The organism is Enterobacter ludwigii (assembly GCA_023023105.1).
GTDB lineage: Bacteria > Pseudomonadota > Gammaproteobacteria > Enterobacterales > Enterobacteriaceae > Enterobacter > Enterobacter adelaidei.
The window spans coordinates 2,751,179-2,776,185 of sequence record CP083824.1 but is presented as its reverse complement, the minus strand read 5'-3'; the positions used below and the strand labels follow the sequence as shown (position 1 = coordinate 2,776,185).

The following is a 25,007-nucleotide window of genomic DNA, read 5'->3' as shown; positions in this document are numbered from 1 at the left end:
GTAGAAGGTAATAACATGACCGGTATGAGTAATGTAACGAAACTGGCGGGCGAGCCATCAGGGCAGGAATTCCTGGTTTTCACTTTAGGTGACGAAGAGTACGGTATCGACATTCTGAAAGTGCAGGAAATCCGTGGTTACGACCAGGTTACCCGCATCGCTAACACGCCTGCTTTTATTAAAGGTGTCACCAACCTGCGTGGTGTGATTGTGCCAATCGTTGACCTGCGCGTGAAGTTCAGCCAGGGCGACGTTGACTACAACGACAACACCGTGGTGATTGTTCTGAACCTGGGGCAGCGCGTAGTGGGCATCGTGGTGGATGGCGTGTCTGATGTGCTTTCCCTGACCTCTGACCAAATCCGTCCTGCACCGGAATTTGCCGTCACATTGTCGACGGAATACCTGACCGGTCTGGGCGCGCTCGGCGAGCGTATGCTGATTCTGGTGAATATTGAGAAGCTGCTGAACAGCGATGAGATGGCACTGCTGGATATCGCGGCGAGTCATGTAGCGTAAAACAAAGCCGGGTAGCACTGACGCTTACCCGGCCTACGTGTTCGAGCCATTAGTGGGCCGGGTAAGGCGAAGCCGCCACCCGGCTTTTTCATACCCTTATGCTTCCTGCTCCACCAGCTCAGCTTCCGCTTCCCGCGCACCTTCATTCTGCGACAGCATCGCGGTCGCGATACCATTCCCCAGAACGTTAATCGCAGAACGTCCCATATCCAGGAAGTGATCAATTCCCATCAGCAGCAGAATACCGGCCACCGGAATATTGAAGCTTGGAATAGTCGCCGCCAGAACGACCAGCGATGAACGTGGTACGCCTGCAATGCCTTTTGAGGCGAGCATCAGGGTCAGCATCAATACCGTCACTTCAGAGAAGCTCAGGTGAATGTTGTACGCCTGGGCGATAAACATCGAGGCGAAAGAGCAGTACACCATCGAACCCACCAGGTTGAAGGAGTAGCCAATCGGCAGAACGAAAGAGGCAATGTTGCGCGAGCAGCCAAAACGCTCCAGCTGTTCCAGCGTTTTTGGATAGGCCGCTTCAGAGCTGCTGGTGGTAAACGCTACCAGTACCGGGTCTTTCAGCATACTGACCAAGCGAAACACCTCTTTTTTCAGCACCATGTAACCCACGGCCAGCAGCACCATGCAGGTGAGAAGAATGGCAACATAGTAGCCACCAATAAAGGAGGCGTAGTTCAACAGAATGCCCAGACCCTGAGTGGCAATAACGGATGAAATCGCCGCGAAAATGGCCAGTGGCGCAACGTACATCACGTAACCCGTCACCTTCAGCATGATATGGGAAACCACATCCAGCGCGGCAACCAGTGGCGCGTTGAATTTCTGTCCCAGCGACGCGCCGCCGATGCCGAAGAACATCGAGAACACCACAATCTGCAGGATCTCATTGTTCGACATCGCCCCTGCGATACTGGTTGGAATGGTGTGAGACAGGAAGGCTTTCAGCGTCATGCCCCCAACGGCCAGACCGGTATCGACGGCCTCGGTTGGGATCGTCAGGTTCAGACCGCTTCCCGGATGCTCGAGCGTGACGATAAACAGCCCCACCAGAATAGACAGCACGGATGAGCTGATAAACCACACCATCGCTTTGCCGCCAACGCGGCCAATGGTGGAGGTTTCACCCAGTTTCATGATGCCGACGGTTAACGTGCTGAAGACCAAAGGTGCAATCACCATTTTGATCAGGCGAAGGAAGATATCGGTCAGAAGGGTAATATTATCCGACCAGGCTTTAATAGCATCCGCAGATGCGTACTCATGAATTGCTGCCCCTGAAAGAATACCCGCCAGCATGAAAATCACGATGAAGAGTGTGAGTTTGTTTGCACTTGCCACGAAAAAAGACCCTCTATGCGCTTTAGATGTAGCCCGAGTCGATACATATAAATTTTTTATTACGACGCGGGAAATTATTCGGCACATAAATTGACGCAAAGTGTAGGGGGATACAACTCCTTTTTAAGTTTTATTAATTTTGTTGTTAATTCACTGACGATATATTGTGATCAATATCACATTATTGCGGATATATTCTCTGTGGATAAAATAAAATCTCTGTTTTTTAGAGTTCAACTGACTGTTATTTATAGAAATACCTCGTCAATAAGACATTCGGCTTATGCGTCATGGGGCAGGTGGTAGAAGCGATATCCATAAACTAAATTCTCAATAACCCCCCTCAAAGGAACCTTAAGCGGGGCTAACATCTTGAACGACAAAAATAAAATGCGGCAAGGGAACGGAGACGTCTTCTGGAGGGTGTAAATGAAAAGAAAACTCCTGTTGATCTGCGCAGGCAGCTTACTGACTGCAACAACGGCCCATCAGGCGCTGGCCGTTACCAGCAGCGGCACCATCGGCGCGACGCTGACGCTGACAAACGGTTGTTTGATAAACGGATCGCCCGCGCAAAGTGGCATTAACTTCGGTACGCTCGATTTCGGTACCCATCCGGCTACCTTTTCCACTCTTACGACGCAGTTGAGCGGCGCCAGCGGCGGAAACACCTTCACCATTCAATGTACGACCGCAAGCTATACGGTCGCGATCACCGGTAATACCCACTCCACCGCGCCCGGCTCCGTTGTCGGTTCGCCGGGTACGCCTGAACGCTATCTGGTTAATACAGCCAACGCGGCACAGGGCGTGGCTTATAGCCTGTACAGCGACAGCGGGTTTAACACCGTGATTGCCAATAACGCCGCGTTGCCGATCGCCTCTACGGCCGGAGGCGTGGATAGCTACACCCTCTACGGGCGTATTACCGGCGGTGGTAACAGCGTGACGGTCGTCCCGGGAACCTACACCGACACGATTAACGTCAGCGTCACCTATTAGTCCCGAACCGCCATGAAGGCAACTCTCACAGGTCTGCGCAAACGCGCAGAGGGACGCGTGCAGCCTTTTTTCGCGCTGATTGTCGGATTGCTCGTGATGCCCTCTGCGGACGCGGTGACATCACAGTCCTTTAAGGTCAGCGCGACGATAGTACCGGGATGCGCGGTGGCCACCGGCAGCGGAGGGCTTCTCGGTATGCTGGATTTTGGCACCCATAACGGCGTCGAGAGCGCGCCGGTCAGCACCAGCTTTGTGCCAAACGGGGCGTTGTCTATCGCCTGTACGCCGGGCGTGGCGCTGAGCATGAGCATTAATGGTGGTCAAAATTATTCATCCGTGCGTCGAATGAAGCGGTCCGGTGCAACAGAACTGGTGCCGTACCGGCTCTACAGCAGCAGCTCGCTGGCCGCGAACAGCGAAATTGGCGTAAACCAGGCAATACCGGTGACGTATACCAACAGCAATAACATCGCGCTGCCGCTTTTTGGCGTGGCGCTACTGACCGGATTTAGCCCGGCAGGAACCTATTCCGATCAACTCACCGTGACCTTGTCATGGTAATAAAGGGAGAGTGTTGATGAAGCCATTTTTCAGACCGATATGTCTGGCGGGTGCGTTGGGTATGGCTGCGGTAACCGGCCAGGTGCAGGCGGCGGCGACTATTCTGCTCTGGCCGATCGATCCGTGGCTTGCTGCAGACGCCAACGCCACGGAACTGTGGATCCAGAATCAGGGAAACAGCGCCACGACGATGCAGGTCCGCATCGTGCGCTGGAAGCAGGAGGACGGACACGAGCGTTATACCTCTCAGCAGGACGTGGTCGCCAGCCCGCCCATCGTCACGATTGGTACTGGCAGCAAGCAGCTTATTCGCCTTATCAAACAGGCTTCTGTTCCCGCTGGTGTCGAACAGGCTTACCGCATTATCGTAGATGAAATCCCTCAGCCTGATACAAAAGCCGAACCTGCCATCGGCCTCAAATTGCAGATGCGTTACTCCATCCCTTTGTTTGTGTATGGACAGGGGATCCCGACCATCAAAGAAGGCGCGCATCACGCGCTGGCGGAAACCCAAAACCTGAGCTGGCGGGTGACGCGCGCGGAGGGGCAGCCGGCGCTGGAGGTCAGAAATCGGGGTGATGTCCATGTCAGGCTGAGCCAGGTGGCGCTGGAGCAGGGAGGTCGGAAACACACGGTAGCGGATGGACTACTGGGTTACGTTCTCCCCGGCAGCACCCGCAGTTGGCCAATACCCGCCGGGGTTCGCCAGCCAGACCGGATGAGTGCGCAAATTAATGCCAGGGACGCACAATGGCAGTCGACGCCCGTCAACTAAAACCGGCGATGATGATACTGCTTTGCGTCAGTACCACTTCCTGGGCTGAAACCGGCGACGACAGTTTACCGCCGCCCCCCCAGGCTCAGGCGATCAATGATGAGGCGGTCTTCCAGCTCGCCCTCGTGCTGAACCACTACGATACCGGTCTGGTGGTGCCTGTGACGCAACGTAAAGGCGCTTTCTATATCTCCAGCGCAGATTTGTTACGCGCAGGGCTTCCCCCTGAGCATGTACCAACCGGGGACGTTAATCTCTCTTCGCTTTCTCAGGTTAGGGTGGAGTATGACAGCGCTGCGCAACGGTTATTGCTGACCGTTCCCCGCGACTGGGTCACGACCCGCGTGACGCCGTTCAGCACACAAACGGCGCAGAGCAAACCGCACTTTGGACGCGGGGCATTGCTGAATTATGATCTCTACACCAACCACACGGAACATCTTGGTGGTCAGGCGTCGCTCTGGCACGAATTCCGCTACTTTAACGAGAACGGCTCGTTTTCCTCTACCGGCTACGCCCGGGAAAATTTCACCGGGGATAATGGTCAGCAGGAAGGATATGTCCGCTATGACACCACTCTGCTATTCACAAATGAGGATGAGGCGATTTCCTGGAGTGCCGGGGATGTGATCAGCGACGCCCTGAGCTGGAGTACCAGCGTACGTATGGGCGGGATAAGTTACGGACGGGATTTCTCCCTGCGTCCGGACCTGGTCACATGGCCGCTACCCGAATTTTCGGGAGAAGCCGCGGTACCCACCTCGGTTGATCTCTTTATTAATGGCTATCGGTCCGGCTCAACTCAGCTCCAGCCGGGGCCATTTACGCTGACTAATCTGCCCTATATCAACGGTGCTGGGGATGCGGTGCTGGTCACCACCGATGCATTGGGTCGTCAGGTAAGTACCACGCTACCGTTTTATGTCACCAGTGATTTGTTAAAACAAGGCCTGAGCGGCGGGGCCGTGACGCTGGGAAGCCTGCGGCGTAATTATGGCATCAGGAATTTTGACTACGGCCCTGCGGCAGGCAGCGGCTCATATCGTTATGGTTTGACGGACTGGCTCACGCTGGAGGGGCATGCGGAAGGGGCACAAGAGCTGGCGTTGGGGGGCGCTGGCACTGTGGTTAAACTCGGACAGTTTGGCGTGGTGAATACCTCTTACTCGCAAAGCCGCATGCGCGGTGATGCAGGCGGGCAAATCAACTGGGGTTACCAGTACAGCACCAGCGAGTTTAGCGTGGCAACCCAGCACACGCGGCGCGATCGCGGCTTTGGCAATCTGGCTCTCTACGACCAGCCGACGGTCTATGACGAAAATGACAAACCCATCGCCAGTTTTAGTCGCAATACGGATCAGTATTCTCTCACCTTTAATCTGGGGCAGTACGGCAATATTGGCGCCGCCTGGATCGGCGTAGAGAGCTTCGACAGTCAAAAAACCGAGCTGCTGAATCTCTCCTGGAGCCGTAATCTGTGGGGTGCGAGCAGTATTTATCTGGCGGCAAGCCGGGACCAGCAGCGGGGAGACTGGACGGTGGCGTTGTCGCTGCAGGTGCCGCTGGGGGCGCGTGACAGCGCCGCCGTCACTTTCGAAAACACCCCGGATGCGGGCAGCACGCAGCGCATCAACTATAACCACTCGATGCCTTCCGACGGCGGGTTTAGCTGGAACATGGCATGGGCTAACCAGTCGAAAGCCAGTGACTATCAGCAGGGAACGCTGGGCTGGCGCAATAACAACATTGAGCTACAGGGAGGCGGTTATGGTGAAAAGGACAACATGACCTGGTGGGGCGAGGCGATGGGGGCGATTGTTCTGATGGACGGCGAGCTGTTTGCGGCCAACAAGATCAACGATGCCTTTGTGGTCATCAGTACCGATGGTCACCCGGACGTCCCGGTCAGCTACGAGAACCAGCCCGTCGGTAAAACCAATAACAACGGTTATCTGCTGGTGAGCGGGGTGTCGGCGTATTATCCGGCCAGTTACCGGATTGATACGCTGAATTTGCCTGCGGATACTCGGCTGAAAGAGACCGAACACCGGATTGCGATCCGCCGCCATAGCGGCTACCTGGTCGATTTCCCGATGGAACAGGAGCGGGTGGCGAGCGTTATTCTGCATGATGCGCAGGGACAGGCTATTCCGGTGGGAAGCCAGGTCCGACGCGCATCGCGTAGCAATGCGGTGGTAGGGTATGACGGTATCGCCTGGCTGGAAAATCTCAGTGATGTGAACCCGCTCGACGTTATCACCCCTGACGGAAAGCACTGCTCGGTCACGCTGACGGTGAGTGCCAATCCGCAACACAAACTGCAAACCTACGGTCCTCTGGTTTGTCGGGAGGGACAGTGAAACGCTTGCTGCTGTTGATGTTGTTGCTGTTCTCTGGCAGCGGCTGGGCGGCGTGTAACATCAGCACGGTCAATGCGTCGTTTGGTAGCGTTACCTCGTTCGCACTCAGCGGAAGCGGAGAGGTCGAAACCACGGGCACGCTGGTGGTGGCGTGCGATGCCATACTGAATCTGTTGACCAGCGACTCCGTGACGCTGACCTATAGCTCGGCATCGGTCTCGGGCAGCAGTCGGGCCACCATGAAACGGACGGATAATGCGACCATTACGGACGTGATCCCCACGCGATTGTGCGGTCTATCGGGGTGCGCAAGCAGCAGCGAGGTACAGATAAGTAAATCGTATACCTGGAGTGGGAATACCTTGCTGGGGCTGCTGGGGTCAAAGCAGTACAACATTCCGCTCTATTTTCGCACCGTCGCCGGGCAAAACGTCACTGCCGGGCCATATCAGGTGCAGTTAACCTTCAGCATTAACTACAGCGTGTGCTCCGTGGGCGCGCTCGGCATTTGCACAATCAATCAGACGGGAACCTCGACAACCACCATCCTGTTAGATATGACCGTCACCAATGACTGCAGCGCGATGACCACGCCAGACGTGAGCTTCAATAGCGCGCCGCTGGTACAAAGTTTCCCCACCGTCTCACAGGCGATTGCCGTCACCTGCACCAAAGGAAGTTCGTATACCATCGGCATCAATAACGGTGCCAACGCGCTGAACAACGTACGGCGTATGGTGAATGGTAGCAACTTTATGAGCTACGACATCTATAAAGAAGCCACCAGTAACCGCTGGGGGGGAAGCGGCAGCGAGCGCTGGTCCAGCGCGGTATCGTCGCAGGTCAGTACTGATGGTTTACTGCGCACCTACAACTACACCGCGAAAGTCCTGACCAATCAGGCCACGCCCCCCGCCGGAACCTACACCGATACGCTGATTGTCGACGTGGCGTTTTAACCCCGCGCTTTTCCCTTTCTCAAATGTAAAGTTCCTGTGGGCAGTGCCGATAACACCGTTAATAAATCTATGAGAAGGTGTTGTATGTTGAACCGTATCCGCGTTGTCACAATGCTCATGATGGTGCTGGTCATTTTCGCACTTCTTCAGCTCATCTCCGGCGGGCTTTTTTTCTCGTCATTAAAACAGAACCAGGACAGTTTCGCGGCCTCGAACGATCTCCGCCTGCAGCAGAGTGAACTCACGTCGACGTGGGATCTGATGCTGCAAACGCGTATCAATCTGAGCCGCTCGTCCGCGCGCATGATGATGGATCCGAATAATCAGCAGAGCAGCGCGAAAACCGATCTGTTGAAAAATGCCCGTGCTACTCTCGCTGACGCCGCAAAACATTACGACGCCTTCAAAAAGATCCCCCCGCAGCCCGCTATGGAGCAGGTGAGCCAGAATATTGACGAAAAATACAACGCCTACAATGCCGGTCTCACGGAGCTGATTCAGTTCCTGGAAAGCGGCAACATGGACGCCTATTTCGCGCAGCCAACGCAAGGGATGCAAAACGCACTCGGCGCGGCGCTGGGGGAATATGCGAAGGTCAGTAGCGATCTGTATCACTCGGCCTTTACCGAAAGCCAGAATGACTATCGCTTTGCGAAATGGCAGATGGCCGTGATGGCGCTGGCGCTGGTCATTGTGCTGGTCGCGGTCTGGTACGGCATTCGCCATATCCTGCTGAACCCTCTCGGCCGCGTCATTGCCCACATTCGTGAAATTGCCGGTGGCGACCTGACCAAAACGCTGACCGTTTCCGGGCGCAATGAGATCACCGAACTGGCCAACAGCGTTGACCATATGCAGCGTTCATTAATTGAAACCGTCGCCAACGTGCGAAACGGGTCGGAGGCTATCTATACCGGCACCAGCGAAATTGCGCTGGGGAATAACGATCTCTCTTCCCGTACTGAAGAGCAGGCATCCGCCCTGGAAGAGACGGCCGCCAGCATGGAACAACTTACCGCGACCGTGAAGCAGAACGCCGATAACGCCCGTCAGGCTTCTCAACTGGCTGAAAGTGCCTCTGAGACGGCGCAACGTGGTGGTCGCGTGGTGGATGGCGTGGTGAAAACCATGCACGAAATCGCCGACAGCTCGAAGAAAATCGCCGACATCATTAGCGTCATCGATGGCATTGCTTTCCAGACCAACATCCTTGCGCTGAACGCCGCCGTGGAAGCGGCACGTGCGGGCGAGCAGGGGCGTGGGTTTGCCGTGGTCGCGGGTGAAGTGCGTAACCTCGCCAGTCGCAGTGCCAATGCGGCGAAAGAGATCAAAGCGTTGATTGAAGATTCCGTTTCCCGCGTGGATACCGGCTCCGTGCTGGTAGAAAGTGCCGGGGAAACCATGAATGACATCGTGAATGCTGTTACTCGCGTAACGGACATCATGGGTGAAATCGCCTCTGCATCTGACGAGCAGAGTCGTGGTATCGACCAGGTTGCTCTGGCGGTATCGGAAATGGATCGCGTGACACAACAAAACGCCGCGCTGGTGCAGGAGTCCGCTGCGGCTGCTGCTGCCCTGGAAGACCAGGCGAGCCGTCTGAAGATGGCCGTCTCGGCGTTTCGTCTCGCTTCACTCGCTGGAAACACGGTCACCCCGCAAGCCACCTATCGTGTGCCCGCTGCAGAATCAGCGGCAACCCGTACCCGTGCTGCGACGACCGGACAAGATGAAAACTGGGAAACATTTTGACTGACAATTAAACCGCGGCTGCTTGCCGCTTGATGGGAGCGTGGATGTTAAATCGTATTCGTATCTCGACCACACTGTTTTTGATTCTGATCCTTTGCGGTGTGTTGCAGGTTGGCAGTAACGGGTTGTCTTTTTGGGCGTTTCGCGATGGCTATCAGAATTTGCAGGAAGTTGAGGCGAGTAATCAGCAGCGCTCCGCACTGGCACAAACGCGTGCCGTGCTGTTGCAGGCAAGCACTGTGCTGAATAAGGCGGGAACCTTAACCGCGCTGAGTTATCCGCCGGATGACATCAAAGCGCTGATGGCGACCGCGCGTGACAGCCTGAAACAGGCAGACGGGCAGTTTAAAGCCTTTACGGCGCAGGAAGCCGTTAGCGAGAAAGAGAAAACGCTAAAGGCTGCCATGAAAAAGAACTTTGAACAGTGGTACAGCGATCTGGACCACCAGGCAACCTGGCTTGAGAACAACCAGCTGTCAGATTTTATGACCGCACCGGTTCAGGCGTCTCAGGCGGCGTTTGATGGCAGCTTTAACGCGTGGCAGCAGGATATTAACCAGTTTGTTCAACGTGCAGAGGAAGACAGCAAAATGAGCTACCACATGTCCGGCGTGATTTTTGCCGTGGTGGTGATTTTGGCGGCGCTTCTGACCGGCGGGGCACTGATCTGGTCTCGCAAAATGATTGTGCAGCCGCTGGCGATTATCAGCAGCCACTTCGACAGTATTGCGAAGGGGAATCTGGCGCGTCCGGTGGCGGTTTATGGCAAGAACGAAATTTCGGCGATCTTTGCCAGCCTGAAGGCGATGCAGGGATCGCTGCGGGAAACGGTATCCGATGTGCGTCAGGGCAGTTATGCCATGCACACCGGGATTTCAGAGATTGCGGCAGGCAATAACGATCTCTCGTCCCGTACCGAGCAGCAGGCGGCCTCCCTGGCGCAGACGGCAGCCAGTATGGAGCAACTGACTGCGACGGTAAGTCAGAACGCTGATAACGCGCGTCAGGCGTCTGACCTGTCGAAACAGGCAGCAATGACGGCGAAAAAGGGTGGGGATCAGGCGTCTCATGTTGCGAGCACCATGCAGGAGATTGCCACCAGTTCGCAGAAAATTGGTGACATCATCAGCGTGATTGACGGTATCGCGTTCCAGACCAACATTCTGGCGCTCAATGCCGCTGTCGAAGCGGCGCGCGCCGGTGAACAGGGTCGTGGTTTTGCGGTGGTGGCGGGTGAAGTGCGTAACCTGGCAAGCCGAAGTGCCAACGCGGCGAAAGAGATTAAGGTGCTGATAGAAGAGTCGGTTTCACGCGTCCAGCAGGGCTCTACGCTGGTCGATACGGCGGCACAAACCATGCACGAGATCGTCACCTCTGTCACGCGGGTGAACGACATCATGGGCGAAATTGCCTCGGCGTCGGACGAACAGCGTCGCGGGATTGAGCAGGTTGCTCAGGCAGTCAGTCAGATGGATCAGGTCACGCAACAGAACGCCTCGTTAGTTGAGGAAGCGGCAGCGGCAACCGATCAGCTGGCCAGCCAGGCGGATCATCTCACCGGACTGGTCGCGGTATTTAATGTGAAAGAGCACGTTGAAGCAGTAACAGAAGTCGGGCGGTCGCAGGCCGTGCCAGTTGTATCCTGAATGTAATTAAGAAGGCGCTATGACATCACCAATGCCCTCCGGGCAAACGTCATTATTGTTGCAGATGACACAGCGCCTCGCGCTGTCCGACGCGCATTTCCGTCGGATATGTCAGTTAATCTACCAGCGTGCGGGGATCGTGCTTGCGGATCATAAGCGAGACATGGTTTACAACCGTCTGGTGCGGCGCTTGCGTACGCTGGGGCTGGATGACTTTGGTCGCTATCTGAGCATGCTCGAAGCGAACCAGAACAGCGCCGAGTGGCAGGCTTTTATTAACTCATTAACCACGAACCTGACGGCGTTTTTCCGTGAAGCGCACCACTTCCCGGTCCTGGCAGAGCACGCGCGTCGCCGCACCGGGGAGTATCGCGTCTGGAGCGCGGCAGCCTCGACGGGTGAAGAGCCGTACTCGCTGGCAATCACCCTTGCCGATACCCTGGGCATGGCACCCGGACGCTGGAAAGTCTACGCCAGCGATATCGACACCGAGGTACTGGAGAAGGCGCGTAACGGTGTTTATCGCCAGGATGAGTTGAAAACGCTGTCACCGCAACAGCTACAGCGTTATTTCATGCGTGGAACCGGTCCACATGAAGGCCTGGTACGCGTACGCCAGGAACTGGCGAACTGCGTCGAATTTGCGCCCGTTAACCTGCTGGATAAGCAGTACAACGTGCCGGGACCTTTTGACGCTATTTTTTGCCGTAACGTCATGATCTATTTTGATAAAACGACGCAACAGGACATTCTGCGTCGGTTTGTTCCGTTGCTCAAGCCTGACGGTTTACTGTTTGCCGGGCACTCGGAAAACTTCAGCAACCTCGTGCGTGAGTTTAGCCTGCGTGGGCAAACGGTATATGCGCTGAGTAAGGAAAAAGCATGAGTAAAATCAGGGTATTGTCTGTCGATGATTCGGCGCTGATGCGCCAGATAATGACTGAAATCATCAATAGCCACAGCGACATGGAGATGGTGGCAACAGCGCCGGATCCGCTGGTAGCGCGGGATTTAATTAAAAAATATAACCCCGATGTGCTAACGCTGGATGTCGAGATGCCGCGCATGGATGGCATAGATTTTCTGGAAAAATTAATGCGACTGCGCCCGATGCCGGTGGTGATGGTCTCCTCCCTGACGGGAAAAGGATCGGAAATCACGCTGCGCGCGCTGGAGTTAGGGGCGGTGGATTTTGTCACCAAACCGCAGCTCGGCATTCGTGAAGGAATGCTGGCCTACAGCGAGATGATCGCAGAGAAGATCCGTACCGCATCGCGAGCGAAACTCGCCGCTCACAAACCGATGGTTGCACCGGCAACGTTGAAGGCGGGTCCATTGCTCAGCTCGGAAAAACTGCTGGTGATTGGGGCGTCAACCGGGGGAACAGAGGCAATTCGTCATGTACTCCAGCCATTGCCGCTTTCAAGTCCGGGTATTCTGATCACTCAGCATATGCCGCCTGGCTTTACCCGCTCGTTCGCTGAACGTCTGAACAAGCTGTGTCAGATCAGCGTGAAAGAGGCGGAAGACGGCGAACGCGTGCTCCCGGGGCATGCGTATATTGCGCCGGGTGACAAACATATGGAGCTGGCGCGCAGCGGCGCTAACTATCAAATCAAAATTCATGACGGGCCGCCGGTCAACCGGCACCGTCCGTCGGTGGATGTGCTGTTTCATTCGGTGGCGAAACATGCGGGGCGCAACGCCGTTGGGGTGATCCTGACGGGGATGGGCAACGATGGTGCCGCCGGAATGCTTGCAATGCACCAGGCTGGCGCCTGGACGATTGCGCAGAATGAAGCAAGTTGTGTGGTGTTCGGCATGCCGCGCGAGGCCATCAATATGGGTGGCGTGAGCGAAGTGGTCGATCTTAGCCAGGTAAGCCAGCAGATGTTGGCGAAAATCAGTGCCGGACAGGCAATACGTATTTGACTCAGGAGTAGAATTAGATGGCGGATAAAGAGCTTAAGTTTTTGGTTGTGGATGACTTTTCCACCATGCGTCGCATTGTACGCAACCTGCTGAAGGAGCTGGGCTTCAACAACGTTGAAGAAGCAGAAGATGGTGTTGATGCGCTGAACAAACTGCAGGCGGGTGGGTTTGGTTTTGTTATCTCCGACTGGAACATGCCAAACATGGATGGTCTGGAACTGCTGAAAACCATTCGTGCAGATGCGGGCATGGCGTCTCTGCCGGTTCTGATGGTCACCGCAGAAGCGAAAAAAGAGAACATCATTGCCGCTGCACAGGCGGGCGCAAGCGGCTACGTGGTGAAGCCATTCACTGCTGCGACCCTGGAAGAGAAGCTCGGCAAGATCTTCGAGAAACTCGGCATGTGAGGTGTTGGTTATGATGCAACCTGCTATGAAACCCGTTGAAGAACACTCGCCGAGCGATATCATCGTACGCATCGGCAGCCTGACGCGCATGCTGCGTGACAGCCTGCGTGAACTGGGGCTGGATCAGGCGATTGCCGAAGCGGCGGAAGCCATTCCTGATGCGCGTGATCGCCTGGACTATGTCGTGCAGATGACTGCTCAGGCGGCTGAACGTGCGCTGAACAGCGTTGAAGCGTCACAACCGCACCAGGACGCGATGGAAAAGGGCGCGAAAGCGCTGACAAAACGCTGGGATGAGTGGTTTGAGAATCCGATCGAACTGGCGGACGCCCGTGAACTGGTTACCGATACCCGTCAGTTCCTGGGGGATGTTCCTGGCCATACCAGCTTCACCAACGCACAACTGCTGGACATCATGATGGCGCAGGATTTCCAGGACCTGACCGGTCAGGTTATCAAGCGCATGATGGATGTTATCCAGGAGATTGAACGTCAGTTGCTGATGGTGCTGCTGGAGAATATTCCAGAGCCTGCAGCCCGCCCAAAACGCGAGAACGAAAGCCTGCTCAATGGTCCACAGCTCGACGCCAGCAAAGCGGGCGTGGTAGCAAGCCAGGACCAGGTGGACGATCTGCTCGACAGCCTCGGCTTCTGATTGTCCATTCCGCCTCAGAGGGTTAACACCGTCTGAGGCGGTTTACGACAAAATCACTGAAAAGAGCCCGAATAAACGGGCTTTTCCCGCCATTGGATTTTCGCTGCACTGGCATGATACCCGTGACTTAATAGGTTGGGCATGCACTGTGGCAGAAGAGAACGACGACAAAACGGAAGCCCCCACACCCCACCGACTAGAAAAGGCGCGTGAGGAAGGGCAGATCCCCCGATCCCGAGAACTGACTTCCCTGCTGATCCTTATCGTAGGGGTGTGCATTATCTGGTGGGGTGGGGAGTCGCTCGCCCGCAAACTGGCGGGAATGTTGTCTACTGGCTTACGTTTTGACCACAGCATGGTCAATGACCCGAATCTGATCCTCAGCCAGATTATCCAGCTAATAAAAGGGGCGATGGTTGCACTGCTGCCGCTGATTACAGGGGTTGTGCTGGTCGCGCTGGTTTCGCCGGTGATGCTGGGTGGTCTGGTCTTTAGTGCCAAATCGCTGCAGCCGAAATTTTCCAAACTGAACCCGCTGCCGGGCATTGCGAAAATGTTCTCTGCGCAGACCGGGGCGGAGTTGCTCAAAGCCATTCTCAAATCGGTACTGATGGGGAGTTCAGCGGGGTTTTACCTCTGGTACCACTGGCCGGAAATGATGCGTCTTATCAGTGAATCCCCCCTCACCGCAATGAGCAATGCGCTGAACCTGGTCGGACTCTGCGCGCTGCTGGTGGTGCTCAGCATTATTCCGATGGTGGGTTTTGACGTGATCTTCCAGCTTTATACCCACTTCAAGAAACTGCGCATGTCACGCCAGGATATCCGTGACGAATACAAACAGATGGAAGGTGACCCGCACGTCAAAGGGCGTATCCGCCAGATGCAGCGCGCCGCTGCCCGTCGACGCATGATGGAAGACGTGCCAAAAGCTGACGTGATCGTCACCAACCCGACACACTATTCCGTTGCGCTGCGCTATGACGAAAACAAAATGAGCGCGCCGAAAGTGGTGGCGAAAGGGGCGGGTCTGATAGCACTTCGCATTCGTGAGATTGGTACTGAACACCGTGTACCTATCCTGGAAGCCCCTCCGCTGGCGCGTGCCTTATACCGCCATGCGGAAATTGGACAACAGATCCCCGGACAACTCTACGCCGCCGTGGCGGAAGTGTTGGCCTGGGTATGGCAGTTGAAGCGCTGGCGTCTGGCTGGCGGACAACGACCTGTGAAACCTGAGAACCTTCCGGTGCCTGAAGCGCTGGATTTTTTGAACGAGAAGGACACTGATGGCTAATCTGGTGGCAATGTTGCGCCTGCCCGGCAACCTGAAATCGACCCAATGGCAGATCCTTGCCGGGCCGATTCTCATCCTGCTAATTCTGTCGATGATGGTACTGCCGCTCCCGGCATTCATCCTCGATTTGCTTTTCACATTCAACATTGCGTTGTCCATCATGGTGCTGCTGGTGGCGATGTTCACCCAGCGTACCCTTGAGTTCGCGGCGTTCCCGACCATTCTGCTGTTTACCACCTTGCTGCGACTGGCGCTGAACGTGGCCTCCACGCGTATCATTCTGATGGAAGGTCATACGGGTGCGGCTGCGGCGGGTAAAGTGGTTGAGGCCTTCGGCCACTTCCTGGTAGGCGGTAATTTCGCCATCGGTATCGTGGTGTTTGTGATCCTCGTAATCATCAACTTTATGGTTATCACCAAGGGTGCAGGGCGTATCGCCGAAGTGGGCGCGCGCTTTGTGCTGGACGGGATGCCAGGCAAGCAGATGGCGATTGATGCCGACCTGAACGCCGGTCTTATCGCGGAAGATGAAGCGAAAAAACGCCGTGCGGAAGTGACGCAGGAAGCGGACTTCTACGGCTCCATGGACGGTGCGAGTAAGTTTGTGCGCGGTGACGCCATCGCGGGCATTCTGATCATGGTGATCAACGTGGTGGGTGGCCTGCTGGTCGGTGTTCTGCAACATGGCATGGACATGGGCCACGCGGCAGAGAGTTATACGCTGCTGACCATCGGTGACGGTCTGGTCGCGCAGATCCCGGCGCTGGTTATCTCCACGGCGGCGGGTGTGATTGTGACCCGCGTGAGTACCGATCAGGACGTTGGCGAGCAGATGGTCGGCCAGCTCTTCAGTAACCCGCGCGTCATGCTATTGGCCGCTGCGGTACTGGGGTTACTCGGTCTGGTCCCAGGTATGCCAAACCTCGTGTTCCTGCTGTTCACTGCGGCACTGCTGGGTCTTGCCTGGTGGATGCGAGGGCGTGAAACCCAACCGGCAGCCGAGCCTGTTGCGGTTAAAATGCCGGAGAACACCCAGGCTGTCGAAGCGACCTGGAATGACGTTCAGCTGGAAGATTCGCTGGGTATGGAAGTTGGGTATCGCCTGATCCCGATGGTCGATTTCCAGCAGGATGGCGAACTGCTTGGCCGCATCCGCAGTATCCGTAAAAAATTCGCCCAGGACATGGGCTTCCTGCCGCCGGTGGTACACATCCGCGACAATATGGACCTGCCGCCCGCGCGCTATCGCATCCTGATGAAAGGCGTTGAAATCGGCAGCGGCGATGCCTATCCGGGACGCTGGCTGGCGATTAACCCCGGCACCGCCGCAGGCACATTGCCAGGCGAGCAAACCATCGATCCGGCTTTTGGTCTGGCCGCGATCTGGATTGAAAGTGCGCTGAAAGAGCAGGCGCAAATTCAGGGGTATACGGTAGTCGAAGCCAGTACCGTGGTGGCAACCCATCTTAATCACCTGATTGGCCAATTCTCGGCAGAGCTGTTTGGACGTCAGGAAGCGCAGCAGCTCCTTGACCGCGTCACGCAGGAGATGCCGAAGCTGACGGAAGATCTGGTGCCGGGCGTGCTGACGTTGACTACCCTGCACAAAGTGTTGCAAAACCTGCTCGACGAGAAAGTACCGATCCGCGATATGCGTACCATTCTGGAAACCCTTGCCGAACATGCGCCGTTACAAAACGATCCGCATGAGCTTACCGCGGTGGTGCGCGTGGCGCTGGGGCGAGCGATTACCCAGCAGTGGTTCCCTGGAACCGGAGAAGTGCAGGTTATTGGTCTCGATACGCCGCTTGAACGTCTGCTGCTGCAGGCCTTGCAGGGTGGCGGCGGGCTGGAACCGGGTCTGGCGGACCGCCTGCTGGCGCAAACGCAGGAGGCGCTGGCGCGTCAGGAGATGCTGGGAGCACCGCCGGTGCTGCTGGTTAACCATGCGCTGCGTCCGCTGCTGTCGCGCTTCCTGCGTCGTAGCCTGAACCAACTGGTCGTGCTGTCAAATATGGAGCTGTCGGATAACCGTCATATCCGCATGACCGCGACGATTGGAGGAAAATAATGCGTAAGTGGTTATGGATCTTATTCTTCCCGCTGGTGGCGCAGGCTGCCGGGGAAGGGACCTGGCAGGCGAGCAGCATGGGCGTGACCCTCAGCAATCGCGGGGTTGCCATGTCATCAAACCCGTTATCGCCCTCTGAGCCGGTTTCCGGCCAGATGGGGCTTGTGGTGTGGAACTACAGGCTGATTGGCCCAACGCCAGCAGGGTTGCGGGTACGTCTCTGCTCTCAGACTCGCTGCACGGAAATTGACGGAGAGAACGGCACCACACAGGCATTTAATGGCGTGCCGGCCATCGAACCTTTGCGTTTTATCTGGGAAGTACCGGGTGGAGGGCGTTTGATTCCGGCGCTGAAAGTTCAGAGTAACGCTGTCATCGTTAACTATCGTTAACGGTGTGAAAAAAGAAACCCGGCGCTTGCCGGGTTTTTTGTATTACATGCGTTCTACGGTTTCGATACCCAGGGTATCCAGACCCAGCTTCAGGGTCTTCGCCGTGAGCTGCGCCAGCTTCAGGCGGCTGTTACGTACCGCGTCGCTTTCCGCAGACAGGATAGGGCAGTGCTCGTAGAAGCCGGAGAACAGGCCTGCCAAATCGTACAGGTAAGCACACATCACGTGCGGTGTTCCGTCTCGCGCCACAACCGTCAGTGTCTCTTCAAACTGCAGCAGACGCGCTGCCAGCTGCGCTTCGCGATCTTCAGTGATGGTCACGGCAGCATTCGCCAGTACGCTTTCGTCGATATTGGCTTTACGGAATACAGAGAGCACACGGGTGTAGGCATACTGCATGTACGGCGCGGTGTTGCCTTCAAACGCCAGCATGTTATCCCAGTCGAAGATATAGTCGGTGGTCCGGTTCTTGGAAAGATCCGCGTATTTAACCGCACCGATACCCACGGCATTCGCCAGTTTTTCCAGCTCATCGGCAGGCATATCCGGGTTCTTCTCCGCCACCAGGCGACGGGCGCGTTCCAGCGCTTCGTCCAGCAGGTCGGACAGCTTCACGGTACCGCCCGCACGGGTTTTGAACGGCTTGCCGTCTTTACCGAGCATCATGCCGAACATATGGTGTTCCAGCGGAACGCAATCCGGCACGTAACCGGCTTTACGCACGATGGTCCACGCCTGCATCAGGTGCTGGTGCTGACGGGAGTCGATGTAGTACAGCACGCGGTCGGCATGCAGCGTTTCGTAACGGTATTTTGCACAGGCGATATCGGTAGTGGTGTAGAGATAGCCGCCATCCTTTTTCTGGATGATCACGCCCATCGGTTCACCTTCCTTGTTTTTATACTCATCAAGGAACACGACCGTTGCGCCTTCGCTCTCAACTGCCAGATTTTTGGCCTTCAGGTCAGCCACAATGCCGGGCAGCATTGGGTTATAGAGGCTTTCACCCATTACGTCATCACGGGTTAGGGTGACGTTCAGACGGTTATAGGTGAGTTGGTTCTGAGACATCGTAATGTCAACCAGCTTGCGCCACATCTCGAGGAAGTACTGGTCGCCGCCCTGCAGTTTTACTACGTAGCTGCGCGCGCGCTCGGCAAAAGCTTCGTCTTCGTCGTAGTGTTTTTTGGCTTCGCGGTAGAACCCTTCGAGATCGGCCAGCGCCATTTCACCCGCGTTTTCCTGCTGCTGTTTTTCCAGGTAAGCAATCAGCATACCGAACTGAGTACCCCAATCGCCCACGTGGTTCGCGCGGATCACCTTGTGACCGAGGAATTCGAGGGTACGCACGGCAGCATCACCAATGATGGTGGAGCGCAGGTGACCCACGTGCATCTCTTTCGCCACGTTCGGGGCAGAGTAGTCGATCACAACGGTCTGCGCTTCCGGCTGGGAGACACCCAGGCGGTCAGATTTCAGCGCCGCGTCAACGTGGCTTGCCAGGAAAGCAGGTTCCAGGAAGATGTTGATAAAGCCCGGACCGGCGATTTCGGTTTTGCTGGCGATACCGGTGAGATCCAGATGCGTCAGTACCTGCTCAGCGAGTTGTCGCGGCGGCATGCCCAGTTTTTTAGCCACTGCCATCACGCCATTAGCCTGATAGTCGCCAAACTGTACTTTTGCTGACTGACGAACCTGCGGTTCGCAATCCGCAGGTGCACCTGCGGCAATCAGTGCCTGACTGACTTTTTCGGAGAGAAGAGCCTGAATATTCACCTGGATACCTTACTTTTTTGATGCGGGCTCACAACCACCCGCGCCAGTTATAGAATTTAGGGCGGGAGTATACTGCAAATGCCCTCTGGCGTCAGCATTGCGCGGGCCGAAGATTGTTCAGAATCCAGGCTAAGAAGGCGTGCATAATCATGCAGTCATAAAAAGCCGTATTCTGCGGTTGGTCAAAACTGGGCAACAGAGTAAATTAGCGGCTTTGCGACATGAAAAGAGACTGACTTATGGCGAACTGGCATTCCATTGACGAACTGCATGATATTTCCGCAGATTTACCGCGCTTCACCCAGGCGTTCACAGAACTTGCCACCCGCCTTGGTCTGGATATCGCACCGCTTGAAGCGGATCACATCTCTTTGCGCTGTCATCAAAATGCGACCGCCGAGCGCTGGCGTCGAGGTTTTGAACAGTGCGGTGAGCTGCTCTCTGAGAACATTATTAACGGTCGCCCAATATGCCTGTTTAAACTGCATGAACCCGTGAAGGTAGCGCACTGGCAATTCACTGTGATTGAACTGCCGTGGCCGGGGGAAAAACGTTATCCGCACGAAGGCTGGGAGCATATCGAAATTGTTCTGCCGGGTGAGCCAGAAACACTGAACGCGCGCGCACTGGCCTTGTTATCTGATGAAGGCTTAAGCAAACCGGGGATTTGTGTCAAAACGAGTTCACCCAAAGGCGAACGCGAGCGTTTACCTAACCCGACGCTGGCCGTCACGGACGGACAGGTCACCGTGAAGTTTCACCCGTGGACCATTGAGCAGATTGTTGCCAGTGAAGCGTGAGAGTTGTGAGTCAACGCCGGGACTAAAAACGGGCGGCGTGTCATGATGATTTGTTTAGTGGGCTTTCAGGAGGATTAAATGGCACTGCTGGAGATTTGTTGTTACAGCGTGGAGTGTGCCGTGACTGCGCAAAAACACGGTGCTGATCGCATCGAACTGTGCGCGGCACCCAAAGAGGGTGGGCTGACGCCATCCTACGGCATGTTGAAGTCTGCCCGTCAGGCCGTCACCATTCCCGTTCACCCGATTATTCGTCCTCGCGGCGGTGATTTTTGTTACACGTCGGGCGAGTTCAGTGCCATGCTTGAAGATATCACTCTGGTTCGTGAACTGGGATTTCCCGGGCTGGTTATCGGGTTGCTTGATGAAGACGGTCAGGTCGATATGCCACGTATGCGCCAGGTCATGGATGCCGCGAAAGGGATGGCAGTGACTTTCCATCGCGCATTTGATATGTGCAAAGACCCCCTGCAAGCATTTGATTCGCTTACCGAACTGGGCGTGGCACGCATTCTGACATCGGGGCAGCAGTCCTCTGCGGAAAAAGGTCTGCAATTAATTACGGAACTAAAAGCCCATTCTGGTGTTCCAATAATAATGGCGGGTGCGGGTGTCCGTGCCAGCAATCTGGAACGGTTTTTAAACGCCGGGGTAGAGGAGCTTCACAGCTCGGCAGGCAAGTGGATGCCGTCTCCCATGCGTTATCGCAATACAGGGTTGTCAATGTCGACAGATGCTGAAGCGGATGAGTATTCACGCTACGGTGTAGAGGGAGAGTCGGTTGCGGAAATGAAGTCGCTGATTGAGCGTCATCACGTGTAGCAACGTACCGATTTTTACCGCGCATCATGTCGCCCAATATGATGCTTGCTTGTACCAGGCCCCTGCAATTTCAACAGGGGCCTTTTTTTATCCTTCATATTTCAAGCCGCAGCTGCGTTGGCCACCAACGGCTAAAAGGCTACGGCTTCGTGGCAATCAACACCGCACGCATCGGCGCAGGATAGCCTTCAACGGTTTTGCTGTGATCGGCCGGGTCAAGGAATTGCTCCAGCGATTCGGTAATCATCCAGTCGGTGCGGCGCTGTTCTTCGATTGACGTCACGCAGACATCTGCAATGCGTACATCCACAAACCCGCACTTCTCAAGCCAGTTTTTTAGTGCCAGCGCGGAAGGGATGAAGTAGACATTTCGCATTTGCGCGTAACGGTCACCCGGCACCAGAACCGCATTCTCATCACCTTCGATAACCAGCGTTTCCAGCACCAGTTCGCCACCGCTGACCAGCTGATCTTTAAGCTGCCATAGATGCTCCAGCGGGGAACGGCGGTGGTACAGCACACCCATGGAAAACACGGTATCAAAGGCTTTCAGGGCTGGCAGTTGCTCAATGCCCAACGGCAGCAGGTGTGCGCGCTGGTCGTTACCCAGCAATTTACGCACTGCCTCAAACTGGCACAGGAACAGCTGCATCGGATCAATGCCCACTGCCAGATGCGCACCTGCGCCAATCATGCGCCACATGTGGTAACCACTGCCGCAGCCGACATCCAGAATGGTACGTCCGGTCAGATCGGACAGATGCGGCAAAACGCGATCCCATTTCCAGTCTGAGCGCCATTCGGTATTGATGTTCACACCGTAAAGTGAAAACGGTCCTTTGCGCCAGGGCATCAGGTTTCGCATCAACGTTTCGATGCGGTTAGTCTGCCCGGCGGAAAGAGGCTCTGCGCTTTCTGCGGTCACGCTATGCAGCAGATCCAGACGGTGAGGTGTCAGTTCAGGAAGAAACTCCACTGCATTTGACCACTGCTTTAACAGGCCGTGCTGCTGATCGCGCTGCCAGGTAGCAATCTGCGCCGGCAGGGTTTCCAGCCAATGGGAAAGGTGGTTTTTCGCAATCAGCTGATAGAAGTTGCCGAACTCAATCATGCAGGAACCCCCGCTTTCAGTGCCACCAGGGAGCCAAAGTTGAAACACTGGAACCACAGTTCGCTATGCTCAAATCCTGCCTGACGCAGACGCGCTTTATGGGTCTCCACGGAGTCCGTGAGCATCACGTTTTCGAGCATGCTACGCTTCTGACTGATCTCCAGCTCGCTGTAACCGTTCGCACGCTTGAAATCGTGGTGCATATTGAACAGCAGTTCGCCAACCTCGGCGTCTTCAAAGCTGAATTTTTCGGAAAGGACCAGCGCACCGCCAGGGTTCAGCCCTTGATAAATTTTGTCCAGCAGTCGCTGACGGTCTTCAGGCACCAGGAACTGCAGGGTAAAATTCAGCACCACCATCGACGCGTTATTGATCTCAATCTCACGGATATCACCTTCTACGACGTCCACCGGGGTAGGGGCTTTGTAAGCATCAATATGGCGACGGCAGCGTTCAACCATTGCCGGGGAATTATCCACGGCAATGATCCGGCAGCCTTCGTGGTGAACGTTACGACGTACCGACAGCGTTGCCGCGCCAAGCGAACAGCCCAGGTCATAGACCTTTGTGCCGGGTTGAACGAATCGCTCAGCCAGCATGCCGATCATCGAGACAATATTGGAATAACCGGGAACAGAGCGCTGGATCATATCCGGGAAGACTTCGGCTACCCGTTCATCGAAGGTCCAGTCGCCCAGGCTGGCGATAGGCGCGGAAAAAAGCGTGTCGCGATCTGACATAACGTAAAAAATCCGGGAAAAATAAAGTGGCGTATTGTGCGCTAATGGAAGGAGAAAACCAACTCCCACGGCATATACCAAAGGTTAGCCAGCACCATCAGCAAAAGTGAACACCACGTCGCACTCATGCCGGAACGACGCCAGCGAAACAGGCGGTGGTGAAAACCGTAATAATGCATTAGTCGGCCGGCAAGCAGAAGCAGGCCACAGATGTGCACCATCCAGGTTTCTGCGCCATTCATCTCCATAAACAGCAGCAAAATTAACGCCACCGGGATGTATTCGACCGCATTGCCGTGAACGCGGATAGCGCTTTGTAGCTCGGAAAATCCGCCGTCACCGTAAGAGACGCGGTACTGCATTCTGAGGCGCACAACATCAAATGAAAACTTAATCAGTAGCAATGCACCTAATACCGCATACAGCGCGCTGACCATACAAACTCCCTGTTTTTTGGCAGATGGCACTTTACTATGATAGGGGGTGATATCAGAAAAGAGAAGATTGTTGTGGGATGACGGGGGCGCTGCCCACGGACGGTACCGCAGCCTGCAAGGCCTGCCAGAGAGCATCGACCAGTTCAGGTGCCTGCGCGATATCCGGGGTGTGCAGGAAGAGATATGGCGTGGTGGTCTGTTCCCACGTCGCTAATTTTTGCAGCCAGACGGCGAACATCTCCTGATTTTGCTGCATGTTATCGCTGCCTATAAACCTGACCATAGGGTGATGAGCCGTCACGATGGCATGAACAGGCACTTTGGGCTTTTTGCGTTGCGCATCAATGATGGCTTCGCTATGCGGAATGGCGCTATGCACCGGACGGCTGTCGAGGATCACACGGTTGACTGAGCGCTCAAGCAGACCGCGATTGAGCGCTTTCTCTTCTTCACCTTTGGCAAAAAATGCAGGATGCCTGACTTCAACCCCATAGGTAAATTCCCGGGGAAGTGTATCCAGAAACTGCCAAAGCGCGGGCAGATCGCGTGGGCCAAAGACGGCGGGAAGCTGCAGCCAGTACTGACCTATGCGGTTTGCCAGCGGCGACATTCTGTTCAAGAACTCGACGGTCAAATCATCGCAGTGACGCAGGGCCGCGTTATGGGAGATGGTTGCCGGAAACTTAAAGCAGAAGCGGAAATCATCGGTTGTTTGTTCGCGCCAGCGTTCAACAATCTCTGCTTTGGGTAGTGCATACAGCGTGGTGTTACCCTCGACGCAATTGAAGTGTCGGGCATATTCCTCAAGGCTGGTGATGCCAAGGCGCACCCATTTCGGGTGCGACCATTGGGGCAGGCCCACATACATCATAACGCGTTTAAGATCTCGTCAGTGCTGCGCACACGACTGATGCGCGGGAAGATGTGAGTCATACTGCCCTGGTGCTGTTCCGCAGAGGCCGCGCTGCAGGCATCTTCTGCAATCACAAGGTTAAAGCCCAGTTCCCACGCGTTGCGGGCGGTAGATTCCACGCCGATGTTGGTGGAAATGCCACAAAGAATGATGGTGTCGATTCCGCGACGGCGCAGCTGCAGCTCCAGATCGGTACCGTAAAATGCACCCCACTGGCGTTTAGTCACTTCGATATCACTGTCACGCTTGCCGAGTGAGACCGGATACGTCCACCAGTTTTCCGGTAGCGAATGCGCCGCAATCTGCGCATCGACGGGCTGTTTTAAGGCTTCGGCAAAATCGGCGGACCAGCCGACGCGCACCATGACAACAGGCGCTCCGCTTGTGCGGCATTTTTCCGCCAGGCGAGCGGCGCGGCTGACCACATCATTTGCGGTGTGTGGGCCTCCGGCAAAAGGCAGGATCCCTTCCTGTAAATCAATGACGACAAGCGCGGTTTTGCTGGTATCGAGTGTTAACATAGTCACTCCAGTTAAATTAATCACTTCCGCTACACCATACGACGTGATGGCCTGTTACCGGTCGGATAATTTTGTTAATTTTTGTGAGAATGCGCAATAAGAGTGCAGCAAACGACCGTCAGGCCGAGGTTCGCTCTTATCGTCCGGCGGAATTTCCAGTATAATAGCCGCCTTTTTTCATCCAGTTGTGACATACAGAAAGC

The 25,007-nt window shown here is 55.5% G+C and carries 24 protein-coding genes; 17 read left to right on the top strand and 7 right to left on the bottom strand.

What is annotated here, in order from left to right; all coding sequences use genetic code 11:
• Positions 1-15 precede the first annotated feature (15 nt).
• Positions 16-519, top strand: a complete 504-nt coding sequence (gene cheW / locus LCD46_13445) for a chemotaxis protein CheW (protein UOY69104.1) — start codon at positions 16-18, stop codon at positions 517-519.
• A gap of 96 nt (positions 520-615) precedes the next feature.
• On the opposite strand, the gene LCD46_13440 is transcribed toward cheW, so the two are convergent.
• Entirely contained in the window at positions 616-1,875 is a 1,260-nt protein-coding gene (locus tag LCD46_13440; GenBank protein UOY69103.1) for a dicarboxylate/amino acid:cation symporter, read from the bottom strand.
• 429 nt (positions 1,876-2,304) lie between these two features.
• On the opposite strand from LCD46_13440, the gene LCD46_13435 reads away from it, so the two are divergent.
• The 14 genes from LCD46_13435 (at position 2,305) to LCD46_13370 (ending at position 17,684) form a co-directional block, all read left to right on the top strand.
• Positions 2,305-2,877, top strand: a complete 573-nt coding sequence (locus LCD46_13435) for a spore coat U domain-containing protein (protein UOY69102.1) — start codon at positions 2,305-2,307, stop codon at positions 2,875-2,877.
• Between the two features lie 12 nt (positions 2,878-2,889).
• Positions 2,890-3,438 carry a spore coat U domain-containing protein gene (locus LCD46_13430; protein UOY69101.1) on the top strand — a complete coding sequence of 183 codons (549 nt, stop codon included), beginning with the start codon at positions 2,890-2,892 and terminating at the stop codon, positions 3,436-3,438.
• A 16-nt stretch (positions 3,439-3,454) separates the two neighbouring features.
• On the top strand, positions 3,455-4,213 hold the full coding sequence (locus LCD46_13425) for a molecular chaperone (GenBank protein UOY69100.1): 759 nt from the start codon (positions 3,455-3,457) through the stop codon (positions 4,211-4,213).
• Positions 4,189-6,573 carry a fimbria/pilus outer membrane usher protein gene (locus LCD46_13420; protein ID UOY69099.1) on the top strand — a complete coding sequence of 795 codons (2,385 nt, stop codon included), beginning with the start codon at positions 4,189-4,191 and terminating at the stop codon, positions 6,571-6,573. Before LCD46_13425 ends, LCD46_13420 begins: the two co-directional genes overlap by 25 nt.
• A complete protein-coding gene (locus tag LCD46_13415) occupies positions 6,570-7,532 on the top strand; it encodes a spore coat U domain-containing protein (GenBank protein ID UOY69098.1) in 963 nt (320 codons plus the stop codon). The genes LCD46_13420 and LCD46_13415 overlap by 4 nt, the downstream gene beginning before the upstream one ends.
• Before the next feature lie 84 nt (positions 7,533-7,616).
• Positions 7,617-9,284, top strand: coding sequence for a methyl-accepting chemotaxis protein II (gene tar / locus LCD46_13410; GenBank protein ID UOY69097.1), 1,668 nt, complete (start codon positions 7,617-7,619; stop codon positions 9,282-9,284).
• A gap of 44 nt (positions 9,285-9,328) precedes the next feature.
• Positions 9,329-10,930: a methyl-accepting chemotaxis protein IV gene (gene tap, locus LCD46_13405; GenBank protein UOY69096.1), complete on the top strand. Its 1,602-nt coding sequence runs from the start codon at positions 9,329-9,331 to the stop codon at positions 10,928-10,930.
• A gap of 19 nt (positions 10,931-10,949) precedes the next feature.
• Complete coding sequence (cheR, locus tag LCD46_13400) at positions 10,950-11,816, top strand: protein-glutamate O-methyltransferase CheR (GenBank protein ID UOY69095.1); 867 nt, start codon at positions 10,950-10,952, stop codon at positions 11,814-11,816.
• Positions 11,813-12,862, top strand: a complete 1,050-nt coding sequence (locus LCD46_13395) for a chemotaxis response regulator protein-glutamate methylesterase (protein UOY69094.1) — start codon at positions 11,813-11,815, stop codon at positions 12,860-12,862. The genes cheR and LCD46_13395 overlap by 4 nt, the downstream gene beginning before the upstream one ends.
• A 17-nt stretch (positions 12,863-12,879) precedes the next feature.
• Positions 12,880-13,269, top strand: a complete 390-nt coding sequence (cheY, locus tag LCD46_13390; GenBank protein UOY69093.1) for a chemotaxis response regulator CheY — start codon at positions 12,880-12,882, stop codon at positions 13,267-13,269.
• A 10-nt stretch (positions 13,270-13,279) separates the two neighbouring features.
• Positions 13,280-13,924 carry a protein phosphatase CheZ gene (gene cheZ / locus LCD46_13385; protein ID UOY69092.1) on the top strand — a complete coding sequence of 215 codons (645 nt, stop codon included), beginning with the start codon at positions 13,280-13,282 and terminating at the stop codon, positions 13,922-13,924.
• Positions 13,925-14,072: 148 nt separating this feature from the next.
• A complete protein-coding gene (gene flhB, locus LCD46_13380; GenBank protein ID UOY69091.1) occupies positions 14,073-15,221 on the top strand; it encodes a flagellar type III secretion system protein FlhB in 1,149 nt (382 codons plus the stop codon).
• A complete protein-coding gene (gene flhA, locus LCD46_13375) occupies positions 15,214-17,292 on the top strand; it encodes a flagellar biosynthesis protein FlhA (protein UOY69090.1) in 2,079 nt (692 codons plus the stop codon). Before flhB ends, flhA begins: the two co-directional genes overlap by 8 nt.
• On the top strand, positions 17,292-17,684 hold the full coding sequence (locus LCD46_13370; GenBank protein UOY69089.1) for a flagellar protein FlhE: 393 nt from the start codon (positions 17,292-17,294) through the stop codon (positions 17,682-17,684). The genes flhA and LCD46_13370 overlap by 1 nt, the downstream gene beginning before the upstream one ends.
• A gap of 42 nt (positions 17,685-17,726) precedes the next feature.
• Here the strand turns inward: LCD46_13370 and argS are convergent, their stop codons facing one another.
• Positions 17,727-19,460, bottom strand: a complete 1,734-nt coding sequence (gene argS, locus LCD46_13365; GenBank protein ID UOY69088.1) for an arginine--tRNA ligase — start codon at positions 19,458-19,460, stop codon at positions 17,727-17,729.
• Positions 19,461-19,699: 239 nt separating this feature from the next.
• Between argS and LCD46_13360 the strand changes: the two genes are divergently transcribed.
• Together LCD46_13360 and cutC are read left to right on the top strand one after the other, a co-directional pair.
• Positions 19,700-20,260: a VOC family protein gene (locus LCD46_13360; protein ID UOY69087.1), complete on the top strand. Its 561-nt coding sequence runs from the start codon at positions 19,700-19,702 to the stop codon at positions 20,258-20,260.
• Positions 20,261-20,338: 78 nt separating this feature from the next.
• Complete coding sequence (gene cutC, locus LCD46_13355) at positions 20,339-21,082, top strand: copper homeostasis protein CutC (GenBank protein ID UOY69086.1); 744 nt, start codon at positions 20,339-20,341, stop codon at positions 21,080-21,082.
• A gap of 139 nt (positions 21,083-21,221) precedes the next feature.
• Here cutC and cmoB read toward each other — a convergent pair whose 3' ends face one another.
• The 5 genes from cmoB to LCD46_13330 are packed head-to-tail and all read right to left on the bottom strand — an operon-like array spanning position 21,222 to position 24,804.
• Positions 21,222-22,193 carry a tRNA 5-methoxyuridine(34)/uridine 5-oxyacetic acid(34) synthase CmoB gene (gene cmoB, locus LCD46_13350; GenBank protein ID UOY69085.1) on the bottom strand — a complete coding sequence of 324 codons (972 nt, stop codon included), beginning with the start codon at positions 22,191-22,193 and terminating at the stop codon, positions 21,222-21,224.
• Positions 22,190-22,933, bottom strand: coding sequence for a carboxy-S-adenosyl-L-methionine synthase CmoA (gene cmoA / locus LCD46_13345; protein UOY69084.1), 744 nt, complete (start codon positions 22,931-22,933; stop codon positions 22,190-22,192). Before cmoA ends, cmoB begins: the two co-directional genes overlap by 4 nt.
• Before the next feature lie 41 nt (positions 22,934-22,974).
• Positions 22,975-23,370, bottom strand: coding sequence for an MAPEG family protein (locus LCD46_13340; GenBank protein UOY69083.1), 396 nt, complete (start codon positions 23,368-23,370; stop codon positions 22,975-22,977).
• A 52-nt stretch (positions 23,371-23,422) separates the two neighbouring features.
• Positions 23,423-24,241 carry a DUF72 domain-containing protein gene (locus LCD46_13335; GenBank protein ID UOY69082.1) on the bottom strand — a complete coding sequence of 273 codons (819 nt, stop codon included), beginning with the start codon at positions 24,239-24,241 and terminating at the stop codon, positions 23,423-23,425.
• A complete protein-coding gene (locus LCD46_13330; protein UOY69081.1) occupies positions 24,238-24,804 on the bottom strand; it encodes a hydrolase in 567 nt (188 codons plus the stop codon). Before LCD46_13330 ends, LCD46_13335 begins: the two co-directional genes overlap by 4 nt.
• Positions 24,805-25,007 lie beyond the last annotated feature (203 nt).

Excerpts from the sequence above, each read along its gene's own strand:
- LCD46_13430 (UOY69101.1), top strand. The coding sequence starts at position 2,890 with ATGAAGGCAACTCTCACAGGTCTGCGCAAACGCGCAGAGGGACGCGTG.
- cheZ (UOY69092.1), top strand. The coding sequence starts at position 13,280 with ATGATGCAACCTGCTATGAAACCCGTTGAAGAACACTCGCCGAGCGAT.
- LCD46_13340 (UOY69083.1), bottom strand. The coding sequence starts at position 23,370 with ATGGTCAGCGCGCTGTATGCGGTATTAGGTGCATTGCTACTGATTAAG.
- LCD46_13425 (UOY69100.1), top strand. The coding sequence starts at position 3,455 with ATGAAGCCATTTTTCAGACCGATATGTCTGGCGGGTGCGTTGGGTATG.
- cheR (UOY69095.1), top strand. The coding sequence starts at position 10,950 with ATGACATCACCAATGCCCTCCGGGCAAACGTCATTATTGTTGCAGATG.
- cmoB (UOY69085.1), bottom strand. The coding sequence starts at position 22,193 with ATGATTGAGTTCGGCAACTTCTATCAGCTGATTGCGAAAAACCACCTT.
- cheW (UOY69104.1), top strand. The coding sequence starts at position 16 with ATGACCGGTATGAGTAATGTAACGAAACTGGCGGGCGAGCCATCAGGG.
- LCD46_13435 (UOY69102.1), top strand. The coding sequence starts at position 2,305 with ATGAAAAGAAAACTCCTGTTGATCTGCGCAGGCAGCTTACTGACTGCA.
- tar (UOY69097.1), top strand. The coding sequence starts at position 7,617 with ATGTTGAACCGTATCCGCGTTGTCACAATGCTCATGATGGTGCTGGTC.
- cheY (UOY69093.1), top strand. The coding sequence starts at position 12,880 with ATGGCGGATAAAGAGCTTAAGTTTTTGGTTGTGGATGACTTTTCCACC.
- tap (UOY69096.1), top strand. The coding sequence starts at position 9,329 with ATGTTAAATCGTATTCGTATCTCGACCACACTGTTTTTGATTCTGATC.
- cutC (UOY69086.1), top strand. The coding sequence starts at position 20,339 with ATGGCACTGCTGGAGATTTGTTGTTACAGCGTGGAGTGTGCCGTGACT.
- LCD46_13420 (UOY69099.1), top strand. The coding sequence starts at position 4,189 with ATGGCAGTCGACGCCCGTCAACTAAAACCGGCGATGATGATACTGCTT.
- LCD46_13370 (UOY69089.1), top strand. The coding sequence starts at position 17,292 with ATGCGTAAGTGGTTATGGATCTTATTCTTCCCGCTGGTGGCGCAGGCT.
- LCD46_13395 (UOY69094.1), top strand. The coding sequence starts at position 11,813 with ATGAGTAAAATCAGGGTATTGTCTGTCGATGATTCGGCGCTGATGCGC.
- cmoA (UOY69084.1), bottom strand. The coding sequence starts at position 22,933 with ATGTCAGATCGCGACACGCTTTTTTCCGCGCCTATCGCCAGCCTGGGC.
- LCD46_13360 (UOY69087.1), top strand. The coding sequence starts at position 19,700 with ATGGCGAACTGGCATTCCATTGACGAACTGCATGATATTTCCGCAGAT.
- LCD46_13330 (UOY69081.1), bottom strand. The coding sequence starts at position 24,804 with ATGTTAACACTCGATACCAGCAAAACCGCGCTTGTCGTCATTGATTTA.
- LCD46_13335 (UOY69082.1), bottom strand. The coding sequence starts at position 24,241 with ATGATGTATGTGGGCCTGCCCCAATGGTCGCACCCGAAATGGGTGCGC.
- flhA (UOY69090.1), top strand. The coding sequence starts at position 15,214 with ATGGCTAATCTGGTGGCAATGTTGCGCCTGCCCGGCAACCTGAAATCG.